Here is a 22,034-nt window from a genome sequence, read left to right as displayed (position 1 = left end):
CATTGGCCTCAGGCGATCGATGCCCCAGCGGCCGCGTGCGCGGTTCAGGCCATGGCTCGCCGAAGGCGCAACGAGGCCGTGCGGCCCAGAGCTATCGGTGCAACGCCATTGTTGAAGCTGACCTCGGTTTGCGAGCCGCTGCGGTGCGACAGATGCGAAATGTGTTCAAGGTTGATGATCATCGACCTTGACACGGAGTGGAAGGGAGGCGAGGGCAATTGTTCCGCCAGCCGCTTCATGGTGGCATGCATCAATTCGTCGCCGTGGGCGGCGCTGCAAAGGCGGACGTAGTCGCCTTGCGCCTGAATGATAGTCAGGTCGCAAGTCTTGATCAGTTTCGTGCCGTTTTTCGTGCGGATGGTCAGGTGGCCGCCCGCATGAGGCCTGAGGCGGTCGAGTGCTTGAGAGAGCCGGACAGGGTTGACGGGCTTCAGCAGGTAGTCCACGGCCTCGACTTCGAACGCCTGCGCAGCGTAGTCGCTGTGAGCCGTAACGAATACGATGCCTGGTGTGTGGTCCAGCCCTTTCAGCAGGTCGAAGCCGCTCTCTCGCGTCAACAGGACATCCAGAAAAAGGGCATCTGGACGGGATTCGTGGATCATTCTGCGTGCTTGCTCGGCGGTGGCCGCCTCGCCTTCGACTTGCACGTTGGGTGCGGCCTCGAGCAAACGGCGCATGTAACGCCTTGCGGGCGCTTCGTCGTCTACGATAAGTACACGCAGCATCAGTCCCCTTTATTCTTGTGTAGCAGGTGATGTCGATCAGCCCAATACCCAGGACTGATAGTCTGGTTCTTGCATGTGCCGCTTCAACGACGATTAGTGCCGGTTCGTCGAAAAAGGGATGTTTCGCCGCGTATTCTACTATCTAATTACTAGCGGCGACCCAGACGCTCAACGCGGCGCCTCGCGGTATGGCGCGTTCATGAGCATCGAGTCGATATCTTAATTTCACAGCGAGGCTCGCTGGCGGTATGTCCATGAAGTTTCGTCCTATCAGCGGGGAGTTGGCCCCGGAAGAACCCTTTTTCGGCTTCTGGCGCGCGCAAGCGGTCGTATGGGTTTCTCTGGCCATCATCGGCTTTTTCATCCGGTTTGCGATATTTGGCAATGCCATGGCCGCCTTCTGGCCCACGCTCGCGCTCGAGCCTCTTGCATTCGCTCTGACCAGCGCCGCCGCCATCCTGCACGGCCGCCTCACCCCCAAAAGCGAATCGATCGTTCCGACCCTGGCCTGTGCGGTACTGCTTTGCCTGGCGGCTTCCGCGCTGCTTTCCTCCATCGGATATCTCATACACCAGTTGTTCCTGCCCGGAACGGTGCGACTCGTCCCGGGAAACCAATACCGCCTGGCTTTCATCTATTACATGGGCATATTTTCGATCTGGACGCTGATCTATTTCGGCGTCGGGGCCGAATTGGCCGCGCGCAACGAGCGCATATCCAAGATGAAGGCCGAAACCCGCGCTGTGCAGTTGGAGCTCGAGCATCTTCAGCGGCAGATAGAGCCGCATTTTCTGTTCAACTCTCTCAATACCATCGTGGCGGAGATTTCCGAACGCCCGGCCATTGCCGAGGAGATGACTCGGCGCCTTGCGGATTACCTGCGTTATTCGCTGGACAAGCATGGACGGAGTACCTGCAGGCTGGACGAGGAGATCGATGCCGCCGAAACTTATATACGCATCCAGGCCCTGCGTTTCGACAAGCGCCTTGAATTCCAGAGCCGGGTGGACCCGGCCGCGCTGGACGTGCGCGTTCCTCACATGACGTTGCAAGGGCTGGTGGAAAACGCGATCAAGCACGGCATGCCGGCCGAACATCCTTCTTTTCTGATCACGATCAACGTTCGCTATAAAGGCGAGGAGCTGATCATCGAGGTGATCAATCCGGGCCGGTTGAGGGCGCGCTACGAGGTGATGCAGGGCAGCGGGCTAAGCAATTTATGCCGCCGACTGGCCCTGTACTATCCCGGGCGCTACGAGTTCTCGCTTAGCGAACGAGCGGGCCGCGCGGTGGCGCAGATCAGGCTGCGCGGAGCGCCGATCTCGCCTTTGTAGGACATCATGCGGCCTCGTCCATCGGCTCATGCCGCGGCGCTCTCCGGGGATTGGCCAGGTTCACCACTGCTCCCACCACCATCAGGCAGGGCGAGGCCAGGCTTGCCGAGCGTGCTGTTCGGGGCAAGGTGTCGAGTGTGCAGCGCAGCGCCTGCTGCTCATGGGTGGCCCCGTTTGAAATCAGCGCGACAGGAGTGTTGGGTGGCAGGCCTTGGCCGAGCAGGCCTTCGGCAATGCTTTGCGCCTCTGACGGGCCCATGTAGAAGACGAGTGTGCGGTCGCGCTGAGCGGCGAGTTGGACCCAGTCGCAGCCCGGGGCGCCTTCGTGCTGGTGTGCTGTAACGAAGGCGATTCCGGACGCCAGGCCGCGATGTGTAAGCGGAATGCCGGTTGCGGCCGCGCACGCGCTGGCGGCGGTGATGCCGGGGACGATATCGACCTGAATGCCCAGTTGCCGCAGCACCAGCATTTCTTCGCCTCCCCGGCCGAAGATGAAAGGGTCGCCGTTCTTCAGGCGCACGACTTTGCGGCCCGCCATCGCGTGCTGTGCCAGCAGTGCGTTGATTTCCGCCTGCGGCGGAGCGCGTCTGCCGGCGCGCTCGCTGACATCGATCCTGAGTGCGTCGGCACGGCATTCAGCCAAGAGCGCCGGCGCGTCCAGCTTGTCGTGGACTACGACGTCGGCGGCCCTGAGCAGCTTCTGGCCGGCCACAGTGATGAGGTCGGGGTCGCCGGGGCCCGCCCCGATCAGCCACACCCGACCCCAAGGACGCGCTCGCGGTGGAGCGGCCGGACGATTCAAGGCGATCAGCCAGGAAGGGGATCCGTCAGGCAAAGTCATGGTCGGTCACTCCTGCGGTTTTCGGCAAGGCGGCGCAAGGCCAGCCGTCGGGTTTCCGACGCAGGGGCCGGCTCGGGGAGGACACGGTCTTGTCCTCCCTGTATTGGCCCACGCGCAGGCGCTGTTTGTACAGCCCCTGGCCCAGCAGATGCGCAGCGCAGGCCCGGACCATGTCGCGGCTTGACGCGCCTGGGCCAAAGGCGGCATTCCCCCAACTGGCCGCATCGCCGATGGCATAGATGTCGGGATCCGAGCTTTGGCAGTGGCTGTTGACGGCCACGCCGCCATGTTCGCCCAGCGCCAGGCCGCACACGTTCGCCAGATTGTCCGCCGAACGGAAACCGGCCGAGAACACCACCATGTCGGCTTCCAGCGCGTCGCCGTCGGCGAAGCGCAGCCGATAGCGCTGGCTCATGCCCGGTTCGATCGCCTCCGTTCTCCTGGCGGTGTGCACCTGTATGCCGGTGGCTTCGATCTTGTCGCGCAGCCGTTGCCCTCCCGCCTTGTCCAGTTGCATCGCCATCAAATGCGTGGAGTGCTCGACGATATGGGTTTCGAGTTTGAGTTTGAGCAGGAGGCCGGCCGCCTCCAGCCCGACCAGGCCGCTGCCGATGACCACGCCGCTGCGGCTGTCCGCGGCGCTTTGTTTGATGATGCCGATGTCGCGCGGCGTCCGGTACGGCAGGCAGTGACGCCGGCCATGACCTTCGGCGGGCGTCAGGTACGGGACGGCTCCCGTGGCCAGCACAAGCCGGTCGTACGGATAAGTCTGGTCGTCGGCGGTATAGACGCAGCGGTTGACCCGGTCGATGCCTATCGCCGCCCGGTTGGGCATAAGTGGATAAGGCTCTTCGCCGAGCACGGTGATATCGTAAGGCAAGCCCTGGCGTGCCAGCGCTTCGAGCAGGCGGTGTCCCGCCATGCCGTTGCCTATGACGATCAGGCGCGGCGCTTTGGACTTTGCTTTGCTGGAGCGTTCATTGCATATCATGAAAGTGCTTCCTTGCGGTCAAAAGCTCAAGACGTGGCCAAGCTTGGCCTACATCGGATACATCACGCAATAGCTGTGCCAGTTTCCCCGGCTTTGGTGAAAAAATATCGAAATCGATGGAACCGGAAGGTGGCGCTATAGGAGAGACCCGACGCAAGGGGGGTGCGCTTAGCCGATGGCTGCCAGAAGTTGCGCGGGGCACTTGACGGCGGCCGAGCCGTTGTATTGCACAAAGGCAGTGCATGCATGCACCAGCGCGCACTTCTAAGATCCGGCGCCGGCGAGCGTGGCAGTGCACTGTCCTTCATCTATGCGCCGTCGTAAAACAGGCATACTAGAGGTCGGCAAGACAGCGCCGCGTGCACCGACAACCTGCCGCGGCTCAGTTCAATTGCCATGCCCTCACACTTATACATGGAATTTTCCGGAGCGCCCGCATGAAATCATGGATGACCGCCATCGCCCTGGCCGCCGCATCGACCTTCGCCCACGCCGCCACCGACGCGATCACCGTCTACCAGGATCCGAACTGCGGCTGCTGTTCGGGCTGGGTCGAGCACATGAGAGAAGCGGGTTTCGACGTCAAGGCGGTCAAGACGGAGGACATGGTTTCGATCAAGCAGAGGCTGGGCGTACCCGTGCAACTGAGCTCGTGCCATACGGGCGTGGTCGAGGGCACGGGGCAGTTGATCGAAGGCCACGTGCCGGCCAATGTCGTGCACAAGCTTATCGCGGACTCGTCCGTGAAGGGCGTCGCCGCGCCCGGCATGCCCCTGAATGCGCCCGGCATGGGCGAGCTCGACGGCAATCTGATCACGGTCGATTTCGACGGCAAGCCTTTTTCACGCGATTGATTTCCTCACACCGTAGACTTCGAATCCCCGTCTATCGGAAACACCTGCCCCGAGATCGTGCGCGCATGCGGCCCGGCCAGGAAAACCACCAGCGCCGCGATGTCCGCCGGGGCGGTGAACTTCTTGATCGACTGGTTGGCCATGGCCGATTCGGCTTCATCCTGAACACTGCGGCCGGACGATTGGGCGCGGCCTTCGAGCACGGACTGCAGGCGAGGGCCTTCGACGGCGCCGGGGTGGATGGAATTTGCCGTGATGCCCTGCGGGCCCAGTTCCATGGCCAGGGTCTTGGTGAAGCCGATCAGGCCCCATTTGGTGGTGGAGTAGGCAACGCGATTCGGGTAGCCGAAGCGGCCAGCCAGCGAGGACATGACGATGACGGAGCCGGCGTCGGACTCTTCCAGCAAAGGGATGGCCCGCTGCGTGACCATGAAGGTCCCGGTCAGATTGATGTCGACGACGGCGCTCCAGATATCCAGCGGATAGTCGGCGACGGAAGCCGTGGCGCCGGCGATGCCGGCGTTGTTCACGAGTACGTCAAGCCCGCCGAGCTGCTTGCGCACATCGTCGAACAGCCGGTCCAGGTCGTCGGGCTTGGCGACATCGCCCTGGGTGGCTGTGATGGACGGGTTGTCCGCCGTGGCCCGCCGCAGGGCGGCTGCGTCGATATCCATGATATGCACGCGGGCGCCGCGGTCAAGAAAGGCCTGGGCGGTGGCCAGCCCGATACCGCCCGCGCCGGCGGTGATGAGTACGCGTTGGGTCATGTTTCACTCCGGTCAGCAAGCGGCCATTATGCCCGATCAATGGGCACGGACCGCAGGCCGCGCGCCGGAAGGGGTACCGGACGCGGCCTGCTTAGTGGCCCGTGTTCTGTGCCGCGCGGGTGCTACACCGACCGTGTGATCCCGCCGTCGACCCGGATGTTCTGTCCCGTGATGTAGGCGCCGCCTTCAGAGGCCACGAAGGCGATGGTGGCGGCCATTTCCTCGACCTTGCCGTAGCGGCCCAGGGGGATGCGGGCGCGGGATTCGGCTTTTTCGGGCAGGCTGTCGAAGAAGCCGGGCAGGACGTTGTTCATGCGGACGTTGTCGGCGGCGTACTTGTCGGCGAACAGCTTGGTGAAGGCCGCCAGGCCGGCGCGGAACACGCCCGAGGTGGGAAAGGCCGGGTCGGGCTCGAAGGCGGCGAAGGTGGAGATATTGATGATGACGCCGGACTTCTGCTCGACCATGGCGGGCGTGACGAGGCGGGTGGGGCGGACGGCGTTCAAGAAATACACTTCCATGCCTTTGTGCCAGTCTTCATCGCTCAGATCGAGGACGGGCGCGCGTGGACCGTGGCCCGCGCTGTTGACCAGGACGTCGATGCGGCCCCATTTTTCGAGCGCGGTGTCGACGAGCGTCTTCAGGTCGTCGTTGGACTGGTTGGAACCCGTGATGCCGAGGCCGCCGAGTTCTTTGGCCAGGGCCTCGCCCTTGCCCGACGATGAAAGTATGCCCACGCGGAAGCCGTCCTGGGCGAGGCGCCGCGCCGCGGCGGCGCCCATGCCGCTGCCGCCGGCGGTGATCAGCGCAACTTTTTCTACTGCCATGTGTATCTCCGGATAATTGGGGGTGGCGATGGCTTAATGCCATTTATGGATCTATCATAGGGCAGGAAGTATATTTGTTCGAGCGAGAATAACTCGCTTGATTCAATAGAAAAACTATCGTTAAGGCCGGGCCGCCGGCGAACACATTTATGACACCTGGCACTTCACGCCTGCCGCCGCTGAACGGCTTGCGCGCCTTCGAGGCGGCGGCAAGGCATCTCAATTTCCGATTGGCCGCCGAAGAACTCAGCGTCACGCAGGCCGCGGTGGCGCAGCAGGTGCGGGGACTGGAGGCCTATCTGGGCATCCAGCTGTTCGAGCGCCTGCCGCGCCGCCTGGCGCTGACCGAGCAGGGCCGCGCCTATGCGCCCGAGGTCCGCCGCGCATTCGAGCTGCTGGCCGACGCCACGAGCGCTTTGCGTCCGGCGCCCGAGCGGCTGACCATCAGCGTCACGCCCACCTTTGCCTCGAAGTGGCTCATTCCCCGCCTGCCTGAATTCGTAGAGGCCCACCCCTTCGTCGACCTACGCATACTGGCCAGCGAGAAAGTCTCGGACTTTCGCCGCGACGACGTGGACATCGCGGTGCGGCAGGGGAATCCGCCCTTCGGGCCGGAACTGGAGTCAGACCTGCTGTTCGTCCAGGAGCTGATTGCGGTGTGCAGCCCCATTCTGCTGCCGCAAGGCGCGGCATCGCTGCGGCCGGCCGACCTGGACGGACAGGTGCTGCTGCAGGATGCCCACGATCTGTGGCCGCGCTTTCTCAAGGAAGCCCATGGCGTCGGCGTGCCGGCCGGCGCCCGAAAGCTGCGCTTCAATCAGACGAGTCTGGCGATCGACGCGGCCATGGCGGGGCAGGGCATTGCGCTGGTCAGCCGCTTTCTGGCCGAGCCGGAGTTGAAATCGTCGCGCCTGGTCCAAGCCTTGCCCGGCATACTGCGCGGCCAGGCCGATTTCCACGTGGTCGCGCCCCGGCATCCGCGCCGGCGCGGGTCCACGGACATGGTGCGGCGCTGGCTGCTCGAGCAGCGTCAGGAGCTTCCCGCCTAGGGCTGCACGCCTCCAAGCGCGAGGTACTTCAATTCCATATAGTCGTCCAGGCCGTGCCGCGAGCCTTCGCGGCCCAGGCCCGAATGCTTGACGCCGCCAAAGGGCGCCACTTCGGTCGAGATCAGGCCGGTGTTGATGCCCACCATGCCGTACTCCAGCGCTTCTGAAACCCGCCAGATGCGCGCCATGTCGCGGCTGTAGAGGTAAGAGGCCAGGCCGAATTCGGTGTCGTTGGCATGCGCGATGGCTTCTGCTTCGGTGTCGAAGCGCATCAGCGCCGAGACCGGTCCGAAGATTTCCTGCCGGGTCAGGTCCATGCCGGGGTCGATGCCGGTGAGCACGGTGGGTTGATACCAGAGACCGCCCAGCTCGTGGCGCCTGCCGCCGACCAGTACCTGTGCGCCCTTGCTCGTGGCATCGGCAACCAGCTCTTCGACTTTCTCCAGCGCCGCCCGGTTGATGAGCGGCCCTTGCACCACGTCTTCGTCCAGGCCCGGCCCCACCTTGAGCGCCTGGGTGGCGGCGGCGAGCTTGCTTGCGAAGGAATCGTAGATGCCGCTTTGCACGAGGAAGCGATTGGTGCAGACGCAGGTCTGGCCGGTGTTGCGGTACTTGGACGCGACGGCGCCCGCCACGGCCGCGTCGACGTCGGCGTCGTCGAAGACGATGAAGGGCGCGTTGCCGCCCAGTTCAAGGGAGAGCTTCTTGAGCGTGGGGGCGCTTTGCGCCATCAGCTGGCGGCCGATTTCGGTCGAGCCGGTGAAGGAAAGCTTGCGCACGACGGGGCTGCGGGTAAGCGTTTCGCCTATGGGGCCGGAGTCGCCGGTGACCACGTTGAACACGCCCGCCGGGATGCCGGCGCGGCAGGCCAGTTCGGCCAGGGCCAGCGCAGAGAGGGGCGTTGCGCCGGCCGGCTTGAGCACCATGGTGCAGCCGGCCGCCAGGGCGGGGCCGGCCTTGCGGGTGATCATGGCCGAGGGAAAGTTCCAGGGCGTGATGGCGGCGCATACGCCGATGGGCTGCTTCAGCACCAGCAGCCGATTGTCGGGAAACGGCGAGGGAATGATCTCGCCATAGGCGCGCTTGCCCTCTTCGGCGAACCATTCGATGAAAGAGGCCGCGTAGGCGATTTCGCCGCGCGATTCGGCCAGGGGCTTGCCCTGCTCCAGCGTCATCAGGCGGGCCAGGTCTTCCTGGTTCTGCATCAGCAGCTCGTACCAGCGCCGAAGCAGGCGGGCCCTATCGGCGGCCGTGCGGGCGCGCCAGGCGGGCAGCGCGCGCTCGGCGGCATCGATGGCGCGCTGGGTCTCGGCCGCGCCGGCCCTGGGCACCCGGCCCACGATCTCGCCGCTGGCCGGGTCGCGCACTTCGATGTGCCCCCCGTTGTCGGCATCGACCCATTGGCCGTCTATGTGGCATTGCTGGCGGACGAGACTGGAGTCTTTCAGTTCGAGGTCAAAAGCCATGGTTCCTCCGTTTTCGGCAGGTCGGCGGCGCGCCGGCGCAATCATTTAATTGTAGACCTCGGCGTCGGCCGCAGGCCAAGCGCAAGCCGCGACCTTCCATGCGAGGGCACGTGAAGTCATCGGTCTGCGCCTGTGGCGGCTCCGGCGAGCTCGCGGGCCGGGCGAAAAGCCTGGCATGGCTGCGCCGCATCGATGCATTTCGTAATGGCGCTATTGCCGAAACTGCGCTTCGTCGGGGTCGACCGGATCGAAATGCGTCATTACATCGAGCACCGGCTCGTTTTCCATGACGCGGGCGCGCGCCCTGACGGCGATCTCGTGCCCTTCGGCGATGGACAGGCTGCCATCCATCTCGATGTCCACCTCGACCCAGATCATGTCGCCCAGCTTGCGGGTCTTCAGGTCATGGATGCCCAGCACCCCCGGCGTGGCCAGCAGATGGCCGCGGATGCGGTTCTCGGTGTCGGCGTCGACCGCGCGGTCCATCAGGTCGGCGAACGAACCGGCGAAGAACTTCCAGCCCATGCGGGCGATCATCAGGCCGACCACCAGCGCCGCCAGCGGATCGGCCATGGGAAAGCCGGCCAGGTTGGCGACGATGCCCAGTGCGACCACGAGGGAAGAGGCGGCGTCCGAGCGTGCATGCCAGGCATTCGCGATGAGCATGGTCGAGCGTATGCGCTCGCCCACCTTGAGCATGTAGCGGAACAGCGTTTCTTTGCAGGCGATGGCCAGCAGGGCCACGAACAGGGCGGCGGGATGGACCTTCGGGATGTCGGCCGGGCTCTGCAGATTGCCGAAGGCCCTCCACAGCAGGCCGGCGCCGACGACCATCAGCAACACCCCCAGGATCATGGACGCCGCGGTTTCGAAGCGCAGGTGGCCGTACTGGTGGTCGGCGTCGGGCGCCTTGCGGCTTTGCGCATTGGCCGCCAGCACCACGCCGTCGGCCAGCAGGTCGGAAAGGGTGTGGATGGCGTCGGCCACCAGCGCCTGTGAGTGCGCCAGCATGCCGACAATCATCTGGACGGCGGTCAGCACCAGATTGACGGCCACGCTGACCAAGATAGCGGCGCGCCCCGTCTGGTAGCGTACGGGATCGAGCCCGTTCTGCATTACGAGATGCGCATGCCCGGCTCGGCGCCGGGCCAGGGTTCGAGGATATAGATGCCCGGATGCGACTTTTCATCGGCATGGCTGGCGGCCAGCACCATGCCTTCGGACACGCCGAAGCGCATCTTGCGCGGCGCCAGGTTGGCCACCAGCACGGTGAGCTTGCCGGTAAGGTCTTCAGGCGAATAAGACGCCTTGATGCCCGAGAACACTTGCCGATGACGGCCCTCGCCCGCGTCGAGCGTCAGGCGCAGCAGCTTGTCGGAGCCCTCGACGGCCTCGCAGGCCACGATGCGCGCGATGCGCAGGTCGACCTTGGCAAAGTCCTTGATGTCGATGACGTCGGCGATGGCCTCGCCGCCCGGGGTGGGCACGGCCGCCGCCGGCGGTTCGAACAAAGCGTCGAGCATCGAAGGCTCCACCCGCTGCATCAGATGCTTGAATTTTTCGATGCGGGCGGGGAGCGCCGAGGCGTCCTGCCAGCGATATGCTGCGGCGTCGCCGAAGAGGTCCCGGGCCACGCGGGCGGTGAGCGCGGGCAGGATAGGGGTAAGCATCACCGACAGGGCCTTGAAGCCTGCCAGCGCGCGGGAGCAGATGTCCTGCAGCGCGGCGCGGCGTTCGTCGTCGGGCGTGAGGCCCTTGGCCAGCACCCAGGGCTGGGCGGCGTCGAAGGCCTGGTTGACCGTGTCGGCGTAGGCCATCAGGCGCCGGATGGCGCGGCCGTACTCGCGCGCCTCGAAATCGGCCTGCACTTCGGCGACCACCGCGGCGATGTCGCTGGACAGCGCCGTGGCGTCGCCGACATAGCCCAGTTCGCCGTCGAAATACTTGCTGATGAAGTTGGCGGCGCGGCTGGCGATGTTGACGTATTTGCCGACCAGGTCGCTGTTGACCCGGGCGACGAAGTCGTCGGGGTTGAAGTCCAGGTCTTCGACATGGGAATTGAGCTTGGCGGCGATGTAGTAGCGCAGCCATTCGGGGTCCATGCCGACCTCGAGATAGCGCAGGGGCGAAATGCCCGTGCCCCGGCTTTTGGACATCTTCTCGCCGCTGACGGTGATGAAGCCGTGCACGTGCAGGCCGTCGGGCGTCTTGCGGCCCGAGAACTTCAGCATGGCGGGCCAGAACAGGGCGTGGAAATACACGATGTCCTTGCCGATGAAGTGCACCTGCTCGGTTTCGCCGGCCGGGTCCAGCAGGGCGCCGAAGTCCAGCCCCTGTTTGTCGCAGTAGGCCTTGAACGAAGCCAGGTAGCCCACCGGCGCATCGAGCCAGACATAGAAGTACTTGCCCGGCGCGTCGGGAATCTCGATACCGAAGTAGGGCGCATCGCGCGAGATGTCCCAGTCGGCCAGATTGGCTTCGCTGCCTTCTTTGCCCGTGCCCAGCCACTCGCGGGTCTTGGCCAGCACCTCGGCCTGCAGGCGCTTCTTGCCCCGGCGGTTGTCGCCCGCCGTCCATTCCTGCAGGAATTCCACGCAGCGCGGGTCGGAAAGCTTGAAAAAGAAGTGCTCGGACGACTTGAGCACCGGCTTGGCGTGGGTAAGCGTGGAGTAGGGCTCGATCAGTTCGGTGGGCGAGTAGACGGCGCCGCAGGATTCGCAGGCGTCGCCGTACTGGTCTTTGGCGTGGCAGGTGGGGCATTCGCCCTTGATGTAGCGGTCGGGCAGGAACATGCCCTTGACCGGGTCGTAGAACTGCTCGACGCTGCGCGAGCTGATGAAGCCGGCGGATTTAAGGCTTGTGTAGATGTCCTGCGACAGCGCGACGTTCTCGGGCGAGTCGGTCGAGTGCCAATGGTCGAACTTGATCTGGAAGCCGTCCAGATAGCGCGGCCGTTCGGCCGCATAGCGCGCCACCAGTTCTTGCGGCGTGATGCCCTCGCTTTCGGCCTTGAGCATGATGGGCGCGCCGTGGGCGTCGTCGGCGCCGACGAAATGCACGGTATGTCCGGCCATCCGCATCGACCTCACCCAGATGTCGGCCTGGATGTATTCCATGATGTGACCAATATGGAAAGAGCCGTTGGCATAGGGAAGGGCGGTGGTGACAAATATCGTGCGCGTCATGAACAATGCGTAAAAAAAGGTAAGGGCGGGCTTGCGGCGTGGCCGGTGGAATGCACAATAGAACCGCCCTGGCGCGCGGGAAGGCGCGCCAGGGCGGTTCTATTGTAATGAATCGCCGGGGCTTTGGGCGGCGGGCGCGTTCGGGCCCTAGGGAATTTCGCGCATCTTGACGTCGACGACGTCGTCCTTGCGGAATGCCGAAGGCCGGCCGCGCGGCTGGCGGCGTTCTTCCCAGTAGGCGCGTACGCCGAAGGGGCGGCCCTTGACGCGGGCCACGATATACAGAACACCGATGGCGATCGCGGTGGACACCATGAAGACGAAGGCCATGGCCATGCCGCAAATGGCCAGGATGAGAAACAGTACGCCGCGGAGAATTTGTGTGAATGTATTCATATTGCTGGATAGACAGCCGGTGCAGAAAATAATTCCCCGATCCGCTATTCTTGAGGCTTGAGTCGAGAGTTATTTTTTACAAGGCATGAAAATGAGTCCCACTTCTGAGCGAGTCAGTGCCGCACTGGCCGAAGTCGTCGACCCGGCGACCAAGCGTAAGCTGGGCCCGGCCACCATCAAGAACAGTACGGTGCAACTGGACGGAAGCAATCTAAGTCTTACTGTAGCGCTTGATTATCCTTTGTACAACGACCCGGCCGAGCTGCGGAAACAGCTTGAAACCGCCGTCGAGGCGCTGGGCGTCACATTGAGCTCGCTGCAATTCACCACGCGCATCCAGACCCACGCGGTACAGCCCGGCCTCAAGCCGCTGCCCACCGTGCGCAACATCATCGCCGTCGCCTCGGGCAAGGGCGGCGTCGGCAAAAGCACCACGTCGGTCAACCTGGCCCTGGCCCTCAGCGCCCAGGGCGCCAGCGTGGGCCTGCTCGATGCCGACATCTACGGGCCCAGCGTCCCCATCATGCTGGGCGTTTCGGGCAAGCCCAAGAGCCTGGACAATAAATCCATGGAGCCCCTCGAGGGCCATGGCCTGCAGGCCAATTCCATCGGCTTCCTCATCGACCAGGACGCCCCGGCCATCTGGCGCGGCCCCATGGTCAGCCAGGCGCTCGAGCAATTGCTGCGCCAGACCAACTGGCGCGATCTCGACTACCTCATCATCGACATGCCGCCGGGCACGGGCGACATTGCCCTGACGCTGTCCCAGAAAGTGCCCCTTGCCGGCGCGGTCATCGTCACCACGCCGCAAGACCTGGCGCTGGCGGACGCCCGCAAGGGCCTGCGCATGTTCCAGAAGGTCGACGTGCCGGTGCTGGGCATCGTCGAGAACATGTCGGTCCACGTGTGCTCCAACTGCGGCCATGCCGAGCCCATATTCGGCGAGCACGGGGGCCGCGACATGGCGGCCGAATACCATTTGCCCTGGCTGGGCGCCTTGCCCCTGGCCATGGACATCCGCCTGCAAACCGATTCGGGCAAGCCCACCGTGGTGGCCGACCCCGAAGGGCCGGTCGCGCGCCTGTATCTCGACATCGCGCACAAGGTGGCCTTGCAGGTGGCGGCGCTGCCGCGCGATTTTTCCGCCAGGATGCCCACCGTCGTGGCCAGGCACTAGTTTCTCATCGATGCGCCTGGCGATTGCGTCCACCGTTCTGGTATTCGGCTTGGCCCAGCAGGCGCTGGCGGCCAAGCCCGAGGTCACCGTCGACCCGGGCGGCGTGCCGCCCGAGGCGCTGCAGTCCATCATGGGCGCGGTCGATGCCATCACCCGCCTGGCCGAAGACCAGGATGGCGGCGAAGTCTCGCGCCTGCGGCGCCGGGCGCGAGACGCGACGCTGTCCGCGCTCGAGACCCAAGGGTATTTCTCGGCCGTGGTCGACCTGGAGGTGGGCTCCGACGTGGTAGGCGAAACCTGGGACATCACTATCGACCCCGGCGAACGCTCCGAGGTCGACAGGGTCGACCTGGAGTTCGCGGGCCAGATAGCGACGCCTGAATTCGCCGCCCGGGTGGACACCTTGAAAGAAGAGTGGCCGCTGACCCAGGGCATGCCCTTCGTCAACGACGCGTGGCATAAGGCCAAGACCGAGCTCATCGACAGCGTCAGCCGCAAGGACTTCTACCTTGCCCGCACGACCGCCTCGCAGGCGACCATATTGGCCGACGAGGCCAAGGCGGACCTGCACGTCGCCATCGACAGCGGCCCGCGCGTGCGCATGGGCGAAATGACGGTCAACGGGCTGCGGCGCGTGCCTCGCAAGCTCATCGAACGCTATATCAAGTACGAACCCGGCGATCCCTACGACCAGGACCTGCTGGACGAATGGCAGCAGGCGCTGGACTCCACTTCGTTTTTCCGCGGCGCCTTCGTGATGCTGGACGACGACCCGAAGCACCGCCATACCCGGCCGGACGGCGAAGTCGAGATGCCGCTGGCCGTGCGCGTGACCGAAGCCCCCGCGCGGCGGCTGTCGGGCTCGCTCGGCCTGGACAGCGACAACGGACTGCGGGTCGAGGGCCTTTATCGGCAGAACGTGGTGTTTGGCGAACCGGTCTGGATCGAGACCGGCTTCGGGGTCGACCGGCACCGACAAAGGGCCTTCTACGACGTGCACTTCGCCCCGAACGAGCGCGGCTACCATGACAGCGTGGGCGTGCTCTTCAATCACTCTGACATCGAGGGGCTGGACACCACGCGCTACGGCCTGGGCTGGAAGCGCACCCAGCAGCGCAAGGCGGCGGGCGACAGCCGGGTCGAGTACGAAACGCAGTGGGGCCTCATCGCCGCCTACGACAAGACCCGCATCGAAGGCGCGGAGGGCTACGAGGTGCCGTCCCTGGTGGCGACCTGGCAGTGGCTGCGGCGCGACGTCAACGACAAATACGATCCGCGCGAAGGCAATCTGCTCGACTTCGGCGTGGGCACCGGCGTCACCCTGGACAAGGGCGAACCCTTCCACCGCGCCAGTCTGCGGGTTCAGCAATGGTGGCCGGTGGGCCGGCGCGACGTCCTGACGCTGCGGGGCGAGGTGGGCAAGGTATGGTCCAGCACCTCTCGGCTGCCCGAAGACTTCGGCTTCCGCACCGGCGGCGCGCGCACCATCCGCGGCTATAAGTTCCAGAGCATAGGCCTGCCGCGCGGCGACGCCATCATCGGGGCGCCGGCGCTGGCCGTCGCCAGCGTCGAGTACATCCGCTATTTCACTGAAAGCATCGGCATGGCGGTCTTCGTCGACGTGGGCGACGCCACGGAATCGTTCGGCGACATGGACCTGGCCTTTGGATACGGCGTGGGCGCGCGCGTGCGCACGCCGGCCGGGCCCTTCGGCATCGACGTGGCCTACGGCCAGCGCGATCGCAGGCTGCGCCTGCACTTTTCCCTGGGGATTGCGTTTTGAGGCGGGTCTTGCGATGGGTGCTGGTATGGCTGGGGCCGGCGCTGATCCTGCTGCTGGTCGTGCTCTGCGGCTTTCTGGCCTGGACGCTCGGGTCCGAACCCGGCACCCGCTGGGCCCTGCGCACCGCGGTCCATCAGCTGGACGGCCGCATAACCGGTGTCGAGGGCTCGATATGGCGCGGCCTGAAAGTGCATGAGCTGAACCTGCGCATACCGGCGGCCGACATACACATCAAGGACTTCGAACTGAGCGTCGAATGGCGCGATCTGCTCGACCGCCGTTTGCGCGCCACCAATCTGTCCGTGGGCCTGCTGGACATCGACGTGCTCAGCGACGCGGAGGAGCAGCCCAGGACCGAACCGTTCTCCATGCCGGCGATTCCCTTCCGCGTCGCGCTCGACCGCTTCTACCTGGGCGAGCTGGACGTCAAGCTCGACGGCGAGCCGCTGCTGCTGGACGTGCGCGACCTGCAGGCGTCGCTGGCCCTGACCGAAAGCGATGCGCAGCTGGTTTTCCAGAATCTCAACCTGGGCCGCGACGGCATCGAGGCCGACATCAAGGGCGACTTCCGCCTGCTCGAACTGGCCGATCCCTGGCCGCTGGCCCTGCATATCGAGACGCGCGCCCACAGCGAGCAGCCCGATTCGCCCCTGTGCCTGCGACACTTCATGCCCGATCTGCCCACGGCGGTGCCGATGGTCGGCCTGTCGGAGCAGGAAGGCGAGCAAGCGCGGCCCCGGGAGGCATCCGGACCCGATGCCGGCGATTCGGCCGGCGAAGCGGAAGCGGACGAGAAGATCAGCCCCAACCCGCTGACGGACCTGGCCGGCATCAGCTCGGCCTGCGCGCTCGATCTCGAGATCGACGCCCGGGGCAGCCTGGACGAGCTGGCGCTGGACCTGAAGGGCGAAGGCCAGGACCTGAACCTCGACCTGCATGCCGTGCTGGCGCCGCGCGCCGGCTTCCCCTTGAAGCGCGGCGATCTCGCGCTGAAGCTGGCCGACGGTTCATCGCTGGCGGGTGAAATCACCTGGGATCTGGCCGAGCAGGACGGCGTGACCCAGGACCACGTGGTGGGCTGGTTCTCCGCCGACAAGCTCAATTTCCGCCTGCTGGCCGGCGAAGCGGTGCCGCCGGGCTCTCTTACCGCCAAACTCGATTTCGACGCGCACTTGCTCGAGCACAGCGAACCTTTGTCCGCCGGCCTGAACCTGCAGGTCGATCCGGCCTCGCGCTGGAACGACCAGCAGGTCGCCGGCGGCGTGCGCGCCATGGTGGTCAACGTGGCGCCCGCCGATCAGCGCAACCAGAAGCTGGCGGCCGGAACCCTGTGGCAGAACCTGCAGCTGCCGGAATTCGACCTGGATCTGACCGTGGGCGAGCACAAGCTGGCCGGCCAGGGGTCTTTGGGCACGCCCGGCAGCCGCCTGGACCTCGACCTTGCCGTGTCCAGACTGGCCGACCTATGGCCCGGCCTGCCGGGGGGCGCCCATGCCAAGGGCTGGGTCGGCGGGACGCTGCAGCAGCATGCCACCGACCTGCAAGCCACCTACACGCCCGATAATGCCGAAGCGGACAAAGTGGGCAGCGCGCCGGTCGACGCCCACGTCGCCCTGCAGGGCCAGTGGGGCCCATTGCAACAGGGAAAGCCGGAAGAAGGCTGGCGCGGCCGCCTCACCGTTCTGAAGGCCACCCATGCCGGCCTGGGGCTGGACATGCGCTCTCCGATGGATCTGGTGTTCGCGCCCCAGGCGGCCGCGCCCGACTGGCAATGGCGCATCGGCGCCACCTCGCTGGGCATCAAGCTGCCGTCCGGCAGCGAGGCCGTCGTGCAGCACGGGCATTCCAGCGTGGGCGGCGGGCGCTGGGAGACCCAGGGCGGCATGGACAGGCTCGTGGTCTCGCGCGCCATCGTGCAGGAACTGCAGGACCTCATCCCCGCCAGCGACCCCGAGGAAGACAGGGGCCGCGTCATCGTCGCCGATGACGACAGGTACTCGTCGGTGGAAATCGTTTTCGACGCCGATTGGAACCTGCGCTTTGCCGGGGCGTTGGCGGGTTCGGTCGATGTGCGCCGGGTGTCGGGCGACTTCATCGTTCCGGCCGAGCCGGAGTTCCCGCTGGGCCTGCGCAACCTGGACGTGCACCTGACCGCCACGCCGACCGGCGCCTCGGTCAGCCGGCTGGCGGCCGAACTGAACGTCTCCACCGAGAAAATGGGACAGATCAAGGCCACGGCGGGCGGCGTCCTGCGCAGCCCGCCCGAAGGCGGCTTCGTGCTGGACGCGACGCCGCGCACCTTCGATCTGCTTGCGGACATCAACGATTTGAGCTGGGCCAGTTTCTTCACCGGCGACGCCATGGACATAGGCGGTGTCCTGCACGCCAGCGTGCAGGGCAGCGCGCGGGCCGACGGCAGCTGGGCCACCGAAGGCACGGTGACGGGGCGGGAGATACGCGTGGTGCGCATCGACGACGGCGTACGGCTGCTCGACGGCGAGCTTTCGGCCCGCCTGGAGGGAGACCGTTTCATTCTGGAGAGCCTGCGTTTCCCGGCGCGGCTGCGTGTCACGCCCGACGAATGGCGCACGGCCGAGTGGGTGTCGACCAATCCCGACGCCAAGGACGGCAGCCTGACCCTGAGCGGAAGCTGGACATTGAGCGAATCGGTGGGCGAGGTCGACATAGACCTGTACCGCTATCCCATCCTGCAGCGCTCGGACCGCTACGCCATGGTGACCGGCAAGCTGCGCGTCGATGCGCCATTGCCCCTGTTTTCGCTTTCGGGCGAGCTGACGGCCGATGCGGGCTGGATCGACCTGGACATGCTCAGCAGCGTTCCCACCGTGGACGGCGACGTGGTCGTCGTGCGGTCGGGCGTTAAGCCCAAGGCCAGCACGCCCATGGACATCGCGCTGGACCTCTCCATCGACCTGGGGCCGCGCTTCTACATTACCGGCTACGGCGTCAACTCGGGCCTGGTGGGACAGATGCGGCTGCTTATGCACGAAGGCAAGCTGACCGCCGAGGGCGCGCTGCGCACTCGGGGCGGCGCCATCGACATCTATGGCCAGCACCTGCAGCTGCGGCGCGGCACCATCACCTTCCAGGGCGACATCGCCAATCCGGTGCTGAACATCGAAGCGCTGCGCACCGGGGTCGCCGTCGAGGCGGGCGTGCGGGTTGCTGGTACGGCCAAGAGGCCGCGCATCGATCTGGTGTCGTATCCCGAGGTCAGCGATGTGCAGAAGCTGTCGTGGCTGCTGCTGGGCCGCGGTCCGGACGACTCGGGCGGCGACGCGGCGTTGCTGTTCTCGGTGGGAACATCCTTCCTGGGCGACGGCGAACCGTTCTACCGCAAGTTCGGCATCGACGAGCTCACCATGCGGTCGGGCGAACTGGGCAGCACCGGAAGCATTTTGCCGGTCGAGAGCGTGGTGCGTGGGCTGGACAGCGGCACCAGCAACATCGAGAACCAGTTCGTGGTGGCGAGCCGGCGCATCACCGACGGCGTGACGGCCAGCATCGAGCAGGCCTTGTCGGATACCGGCACGGTGGGGCGCCTGAGCTACCAGCTGGCGCGCGGGCTGTCGGCGCAGCTCAGCGTGGGAACGGTGAACGGCATCGCCCTGATCTACCAGACTTTTTTCCGCGATTAGCGGTTTTGTCCTGGCACGCGCCCGCCCGCCATGGGTAAGGGATAAAATAGGCGCCCAAGTTATGAGGGAACGGGCAATGAGCATAAAGAGTGATCGCTGGATTCGGGAAACCGCGCTGAAGCAGGGCATGATCGAGCCTTTCGAGCCAGGCCAGGTGCGCCAGGCGGTCGACGGTTCGCGCATCGTCAGCTACGGCACCAGCAGCTACGGCTACGACGTGCGCTGCGCCGACGAATTCAAGATCTTTACCAACATCAACTCCACCATCGTCGACCCCAAGGCCTTCGATGAAAAGTCCTTCGTCGACTTCAAGGGAGATGTCTGCATCATTCCGCCCAACTCGTTCGCGCTGGCCCGCACGGTCGAATACTTCCGCATCCCGCGCAGCGTGCTCACCGTCTGCCTGGGCAAGAGCACTTACGCGCGCTGCGGCATCATCGTCAACGTGACGCCGCTCGAGCCCGAATGGGAAGGCCACGTCACGCTCGAGTTCTCGAACACCACCCCCTTGCCCGCCAAGATCTATGCGGGCGAAGGCTGCGCGCAGATGCTGTTCTTCGAGGGCGACGAGGTCTGCGAAACCTCGTATCGCGATCGTGGCGGCAAGTACCAGGGCCAGCAGGGCGTCACCCTGCCCCGCACATAGTCATCCAGCGTTAACCGACTCCAGGGAGTCATGGCATGAAATTCCGTTTCCCCATCGTCATCATCGATGAAGATTACCGCGCCGAGAACACCTCGGGGCTCGGCATCCGGGCGCTCGCCGCCGCCATCGAGGCCGAGGGCGTCGAAGTGCTGGGCGTCACCAGTTATGGCGACCTGAGCTCGTTCGCCCAGCAGCAAAGCCGCGCCAGCGCCTTCATTCTGTCGATCGACGACGAGGAATTCGACGTCGATTCGCCCGAGGACGTGGCCAACGCCATCAAGAACCTGCGTTCCTTCATCGGCGAACTGCGCTTTCGCAACGAAGACATTCCCATCTACCTGTACGGCGAAACCCGCACTTCGCAGCACATTCCCAACGACATCCTGCGCGAGCTGCACGGCTTCATCCACATGTTCGAGGACACGCCCGAATTCGTGGCCCGGCACATCATCCGCGAGGCTCGCGCCTACCTGGACAGCCTGGCGCCGCCGTTCTTCCGCGAACTGGTCAAGTACGCCTCGGACGGCTCCTACTCCTGGCACTGCCCGGGGCACTCGGGCGGCGTGGCGTTTCTCAAGAGCCCGGTGGGCCAGATGTTCCACCAGTTCTTCGGCGAGAACATGCTGCGCGCCGACGTGTGCAACGCGGTGGACGAACTGGGCCAGCTGCTGGACCACACCGGGCCGGTGGCCGAATCCGAACTGAATGCCGCGCGCATCTTCAATGCCGACCACTGCTTTTTCGTGACCAACGGCACGTCCACCTCGAACAAGATCGTATGGCACGCCAACGTGGCCATGGACGACGTGGTGGTGGTGGACCGCAACTGCCACAAGTCCATCCTGCACGCCATCACCATGACCGGCGCGATCCCTGTGTTTTTGCGCCCCACGCGCAACCACCTGGGCATCATCGGCCCGATCCCGCTCGAGGAGTTCGAGCCCGAGAGCATCCGGGCCAAGATCGAGGCGCATCCTTTCGCCAGCAAGCTCAAGAACAAGAAGCCGCGCATTCTCACCATTACGCAAAGCACCTACGACGGGGTCAGCTATAACGTCGAGATGATCAAGGAGAAACTCGGTTCCGAGATCGACACCCTGCATTTCGATGAGGCGTGGATTCCGCACGCGGCCTTCCACGAGTACTACAAGGACATGCACGCCATCGGCAAGAACCGGCCGCGCAGCAAGGACGCCATGATCTTCGCCACGCACTCGACGCACAAGCTGCTGGCCGGCCTGTCCCAGGCATCGCAGATCACGGTGCAGGACTCCGAGACCCGCAAGCTCGACCGCAACGTGTTCAACGAGGCCTTCCTCATGCATACGTCCACCTCGCCGCAGTACGCCATCATCGCCTCCTGTGACGTGGCCGCGGCCATGATGGAGCCGCCGGGCGGCACGGCCCTGGTCGAGGAAAGCATCAGCGAGGCCCTGGACTTCCGCCGCGCCATGCGCAAGGTCGAGTCCGAGTTCGGCAAGAACGACTGGTGGTTCAAGGTATGGGGACCCAAGCGCCTGGCCGGCGAAGGCATCGGCCACCGCGACGACTGGATGCTGGAAGCCGACGACGAATGGCATGGCTTCGGCCCTTTGGCGCCGGGCTTCAACATGCTCGACCCCATCAAGGCCACCGTGGTCACGCCCGGGCTCGATATTTCGGGCACCTTCGCCGAGACCGGCATTCCCGCCGCCCTGGTGTCCAAGTACCTGGCCGAGCATGGCGTCGTCATCGAAAAGACGGGCCTGTATTCTTTCTTCATCATGTTCACCATCGGCATCACCAAGGGCCGCTGGAACACGCTGCTGACCGCGTTGCAGCAGTTCAAGGACGACTACGACCGCAACCACCCGATGTGGCGCATACTGCCCGATTTCTGCAAAGAGCATCCGCGCTACGAAAGAATGGGCCTGCGCGACCTGTGCCAGCAGATCCACGAGGCCTACCGCGCGCACGACGTGGCGCGGCTCACCACCGAAATGTATCTGTCCGACATGGTGCCGGCGCTCAAGCCCTCGGACGCCTATGCCAAGATGGCGCACCGCGAGGTCGAGCGCGTATCGATCGACGAACTCGAAGGGCGGGTCACCGGGGTGCTGCTTACCCCGTACCCGCCCGGCATTCCGCTGCTGATCCCGGGCGAGCGCTTCAATGCGCGCATCGTCCACTACCTGCAGTTCGTGCGCGAGTTCAATGCGCGCTTTCCGGGCTTCGAGACCTATGTGCACGGGCTGGCGGAGGACATCGGGCCCGATACGCAACCGCGCTACTACGTAGACTGCATCCGCGAAGAAGAAGACTGAGTGGGCAGGGCGGCGCAGCGCGTCTTCGACG

At 65.1% G+C, this 22,034-nt stretch carries 17 protein-coding genes; 8 read left to right on the top strand and 9 right to left on the bottom strand.

Annotation, left to right across the window (positions count from 1 at the left end; genetic code table 11):
• Positions 1–44: 44 nt before the first annotated feature.
• On the bottom strand, positions 45–725 hold the full coding sequence (locus tag CSC67_RS00685) for a LytR/AlgR family response regulator transcription factor (RefSeq protein ID WP_118992597.1): 681 nt from the start codon (positions 723–725) through the stop codon (positions 45–47).
• A 254-nt stretch (positions 726–979) separates the two neighbouring features.
• Between CSC67_RS00685 and CSC67_RS00680 the strand changes: the two genes are divergently transcribed.
• Positions 980–2,059 carry a sensor histidine kinase gene (locus CSC67_RS00680; protein WP_118992596.1) on the top strand — a complete coding sequence of 360 codons (1,080 nt, stop codon included), beginning with the start codon at positions 980–982 and terminating at the stop codon, positions 2,057–2,059.
• A gap of 4 nt (positions 2,060–2,063) precedes the next feature.
• On the opposite strand, the gene cobA is transcribed toward CSC67_RS00680, so the two are convergent.
• Positions 2,064–2,900 (bottom strand): uroporphyrinogen-III C-methyltransferase, encoded by an 837-nt coding sequence (cobA, locus tag CSC67_RS00675; protein ID WP_118992595.1) that lies wholly within the window; start codon positions 2,898–2,900, stop codon positions 2,064–2,066.
• On the bottom strand, positions 2,887–3,891 hold the full coding sequence (locus CSC67_RS00670; protein WP_118992594.1) for an NAD(P)/FAD-dependent oxidoreductase: 1,005 nt from the start codon (positions 3,889–3,891) through the stop codon (positions 2,887–2,889). The genes cobA and CSC67_RS00670 overlap by 14 nt, the downstream gene beginning before the upstream one ends.
• Before the next feature lie 437 nt (positions 3,892–4,328).
• Between CSC67_RS00670 and CSC67_RS00665 the strand changes: the two genes are divergently transcribed.
• Positions 4,329–4,745, top strand: a complete 417-nt coding sequence (locus CSC67_RS00665; RefSeq protein WP_118992593.1) for a DUF411 domain-containing protein — start codon at positions 4,329–4,331, stop codon at positions 4,743–4,745.
• Between the two features lie 5 nt (positions 4,746–4,750).
• On the opposite strand, the gene CSC67_RS00660 is transcribed toward CSC67_RS00665, so the two are convergent.
• Complete coding sequence (locus CSC67_RS00660; RefSeq protein WP_118992592.1) at positions 4,751–5,512, bottom strand: SDR family oxidoreductase; 762 nt, start codon at positions 5,510–5,512, stop codon at positions 4,751–4,753.
• A gap of 122 nt (positions 5,513–5,634) precedes the next feature.
• Positions 5,635–6,339, bottom strand: a complete 705-nt coding sequence (locus tag CSC67_RS00655; RefSeq protein WP_118992591.1) for an SDR family oxidoreductase — start codon at positions 6,337–6,339, stop codon at positions 5,635–5,637.
• Positions 6,340–6,488: 149 nt separating this feature from the next.
• Here CSC67_RS00655 and gcvA point away from each other — a divergent pair, with 149 nt between their 5' ends.
• A complete protein-coding gene (gene gcvA / locus CSC67_RS00650) occupies positions 6,489–7,388 on the top strand; it encodes a transcriptional regulator GcvA (protein ID WP_118992590.1) in 900 nt (299 codons plus the stop codon).
• Here gcvA and CSC67_RS00645 read toward each other — a convergent pair.
• From CSC67_RS00645 to CSC67_RS00630, 4 genes are all read right to left on the bottom strand, one after another.
• The gene (locus CSC67_RS00645) at positions 7,385–8,854 is read right to left on the bottom strand and encodes an NAD-dependent succinate-semialdehyde dehydrogenase (protein WP_118992589.1); all 1,470 of its coding nucleotides are present in this window, start codon (positions 8,852–8,854) and stop codon (positions 7,385–7,387) included. The genes gcvA and CSC67_RS00645 overlap by 4 nt on opposite strands.
• Positions 8,855–9,064: 210 nt before the next feature.
• Entirely contained in the window at positions 9,065–9,970 is a 906-nt protein-coding gene (locus tag CSC67_RS00640) for a cation diffusion facilitator family transporter (protein WP_118992588.1), read from the bottom strand.
• Positions 9,970–12,039, bottom strand: coding sequence for a methionine--tRNA ligase (gene metG / locus CSC67_RS00635; RefSeq protein WP_118992587.1), 2,070 nt, complete (start codon positions 12,037–12,039; stop codon positions 9,970–9,972). Before metG ends, CSC67_RS00640 begins: the two co-directional genes overlap by 1 nt.
• A 147-nt stretch (positions 12,040–12,186) precedes the next feature.
• Positions 12,187–12,435: a hypothetical protein gene (locus CSC67_RS00630; protein WP_167752699.1), complete on the bottom strand. Its 249-nt coding sequence runs from the start codon at positions 12,433–12,435 to the stop codon at positions 12,187–12,189.
• A gap of 91 nt (positions 12,436–12,526) precedes the next feature.
• Between CSC67_RS00630 and apbC the strand changes: the two genes are divergently transcribed.
• The 5 genes from apbC to CSC67_RS00605 all read left to right on the top strand — a co-directional run bounded on the left by apbC (position 12,527) and on the right by CSC67_RS00605 (position 22,003).
• Positions 12,527–13,612 carry an iron-sulfur cluster carrier protein ApbC gene (gene apbC / locus CSC67_RS00625; protein WP_118992586.1) on the top strand — a complete coding sequence of 362 codons (1,086 nt, stop codon included), beginning with the start codon at positions 12,527–12,529 and terminating at the stop codon, positions 13,610–13,612.
• Positions 13,613–13,622: 10 nt separating this feature from the next.
• On the top strand, positions 13,623–15,395 hold the full coding sequence (locus CSC67_RS00620; RefSeq protein ID WP_118992585.1) for an autotransporter assembly complex protein TamA: 1,773 nt from the start codon (positions 13,623–13,625) through the stop codon (positions 15,393–15,395).
• 17 nt (positions 15,396–15,412) lie between these two features.
• Positions 15,413–19,054, top strand: a complete 3,642-nt coding sequence (locus CSC67_RS00615; protein WP_118993148.1) for a translocation/assembly module TamB domain-containing protein — start codon at positions 15,413–15,415, stop codon at positions 19,052–19,054.
• Positions 19,055–19,130: 76 nt separating this feature from the next.
• The gene (dcd, locus tag CSC67_RS00610) at positions 19,131–19,700 is read left to right on the top strand and encodes a dCTP deaminase (protein WP_118992584.1); all 570 of its coding nucleotides are present in this window, start codon (positions 19,131–19,133) and stop codon (positions 19,698–19,700) included.
• A gap of 35 nt (positions 19,701–19,735) precedes the next feature.
• Positions 19,736–22,003 carry an arginine/lysine/ornithine decarboxylase gene (locus tag CSC67_RS00605; RefSeq protein WP_118992583.1) on the top strand — a complete coding sequence of 756 codons (2,268 nt, stop codon included), beginning with the start codon at positions 19,736–19,738 and terminating at the stop codon, positions 22,001–22,003.
• Positions 22,004–22,034: the final 31 nt, after the last annotated feature.

This window comes from Pusillimonas caeni, assembly GCF_003545815.1.
Classification (GTDB): domain Bacteria; phylum Pseudomonadota; class Gammaproteobacteria; order Burkholderiales; family Burkholderiaceae_B; genus Pusillimonas; species Pusillimonas caeni.
The sequence above is the reverse complement of the archived record's forward strand: the minus strand, read 5'-3'. Positions and strand labels throughout refer to the sequence as shown.

Bases quoted from the DNA above. Each gene is read 5' to 3' on its own strand.
- CSC67_RS00685 (WP_118992597.1), bottom strand. From the start codon at position 725: ATGCTGCGTGTACTTATCGTAGACGACGAAGCGCCCGCAAGGCGTTAC.
- CSC67_RS00680 (WP_118992596.1), top strand. From the start codon at position 980: ATGAAGTTTCGTCCTATCAGCGGGGAGTTGGCCCCGGAAGAACCCTTT.
- cobA (WP_118992595.1), bottom strand. From the start codon at position 2,900: ATGACTTTGCCTGACGGATCCCCTTCCTGGCTGATCGCCTTGAATCGT.
- CSC67_RS00670 (WP_118992594.1), bottom strand. From the start codon at position 3,891: ATGATATGCAATGAACGCTCCAGCAAAGCAAAGTCCAAAGCGCCGCGC.
- CSC67_RS00665 (WP_118992593.1), top strand. From the start codon at position 4,329: ATGAAATCATGGATGACCGCCATCGCCCTGGCCGCCGCATCGACCTTC.
- CSC67_RS00660 (WP_118992592.1), bottom strand. From the start codon at position 5,512: ATGACCCAACGCGTACTCATCACCGCCGGCGCGGGCGGTATCGGGCTG.
- CSC67_RS00655 (WP_118992591.1), bottom strand. From the start codon at position 6,339: ATGGCAGTAGAAAAAGTTGCGCTGATCACCGCCGGCGGCAGCGGCATG.
- gcvA (WP_118992590.1), top strand. From the start codon at position 6,489: ATGACACCTGGCACTTCACGCCTGCCGCCGCTGAACGGCTTGCGCGCC.
- CSC67_RS00645 (WP_118992589.1), bottom strand. From the start codon at position 8,854: ATGGCTTTTGACCTCGAACTGAAAGACTCCAGTCTCGTCCGCCAGCAA.
- CSC67_RS00640 (WP_118992588.1), bottom strand. From the start codon at position 9,970: ATGCAGAACGGGCTCGATCCCGTACGCTACCAGACGGGGCGCGCCGCT.
- metG (WP_118992587.1), bottom strand. From the start codon at position 12,039: ATGACGCGCACGATATTTGTCACCACCGCCCTTCCCTATGCCAACGGC.
- CSC67_RS00630 (WP_167752699.1), bottom strand. From the start codon at position 12,435: ATGAATACATTCACACAAATTCTCCGCGGCGTACTGTTTCTCATCCTG.
- apbC (WP_118992586.1), top strand. From the start codon at position 12,527: ATGAGTCCCACTTCTGAGCGAGTCAGTGCCGCACTGGCCGAAGTCGTC.
- CSC67_RS00620 (WP_118992585.1), top strand. From the start codon at position 13,623: ATGCGCCTGGCGATTGCGTCCACCGTTCTGGTATTCGGCTTGGCCCAG.
- dcd (WP_118992584.1), top strand. From the start codon at position 19,131: ATGAGCATAAAGAGTGATCGCTGGATTCGGGAAACCGCGCTGAAGCAG.
- CSC67_RS00605 (WP_118992583.1), top strand. From the start codon at position 19,736: ATGAAATTCCGTTTCCCCATCGTCATCATCGATGAAGATTACCGCGCC.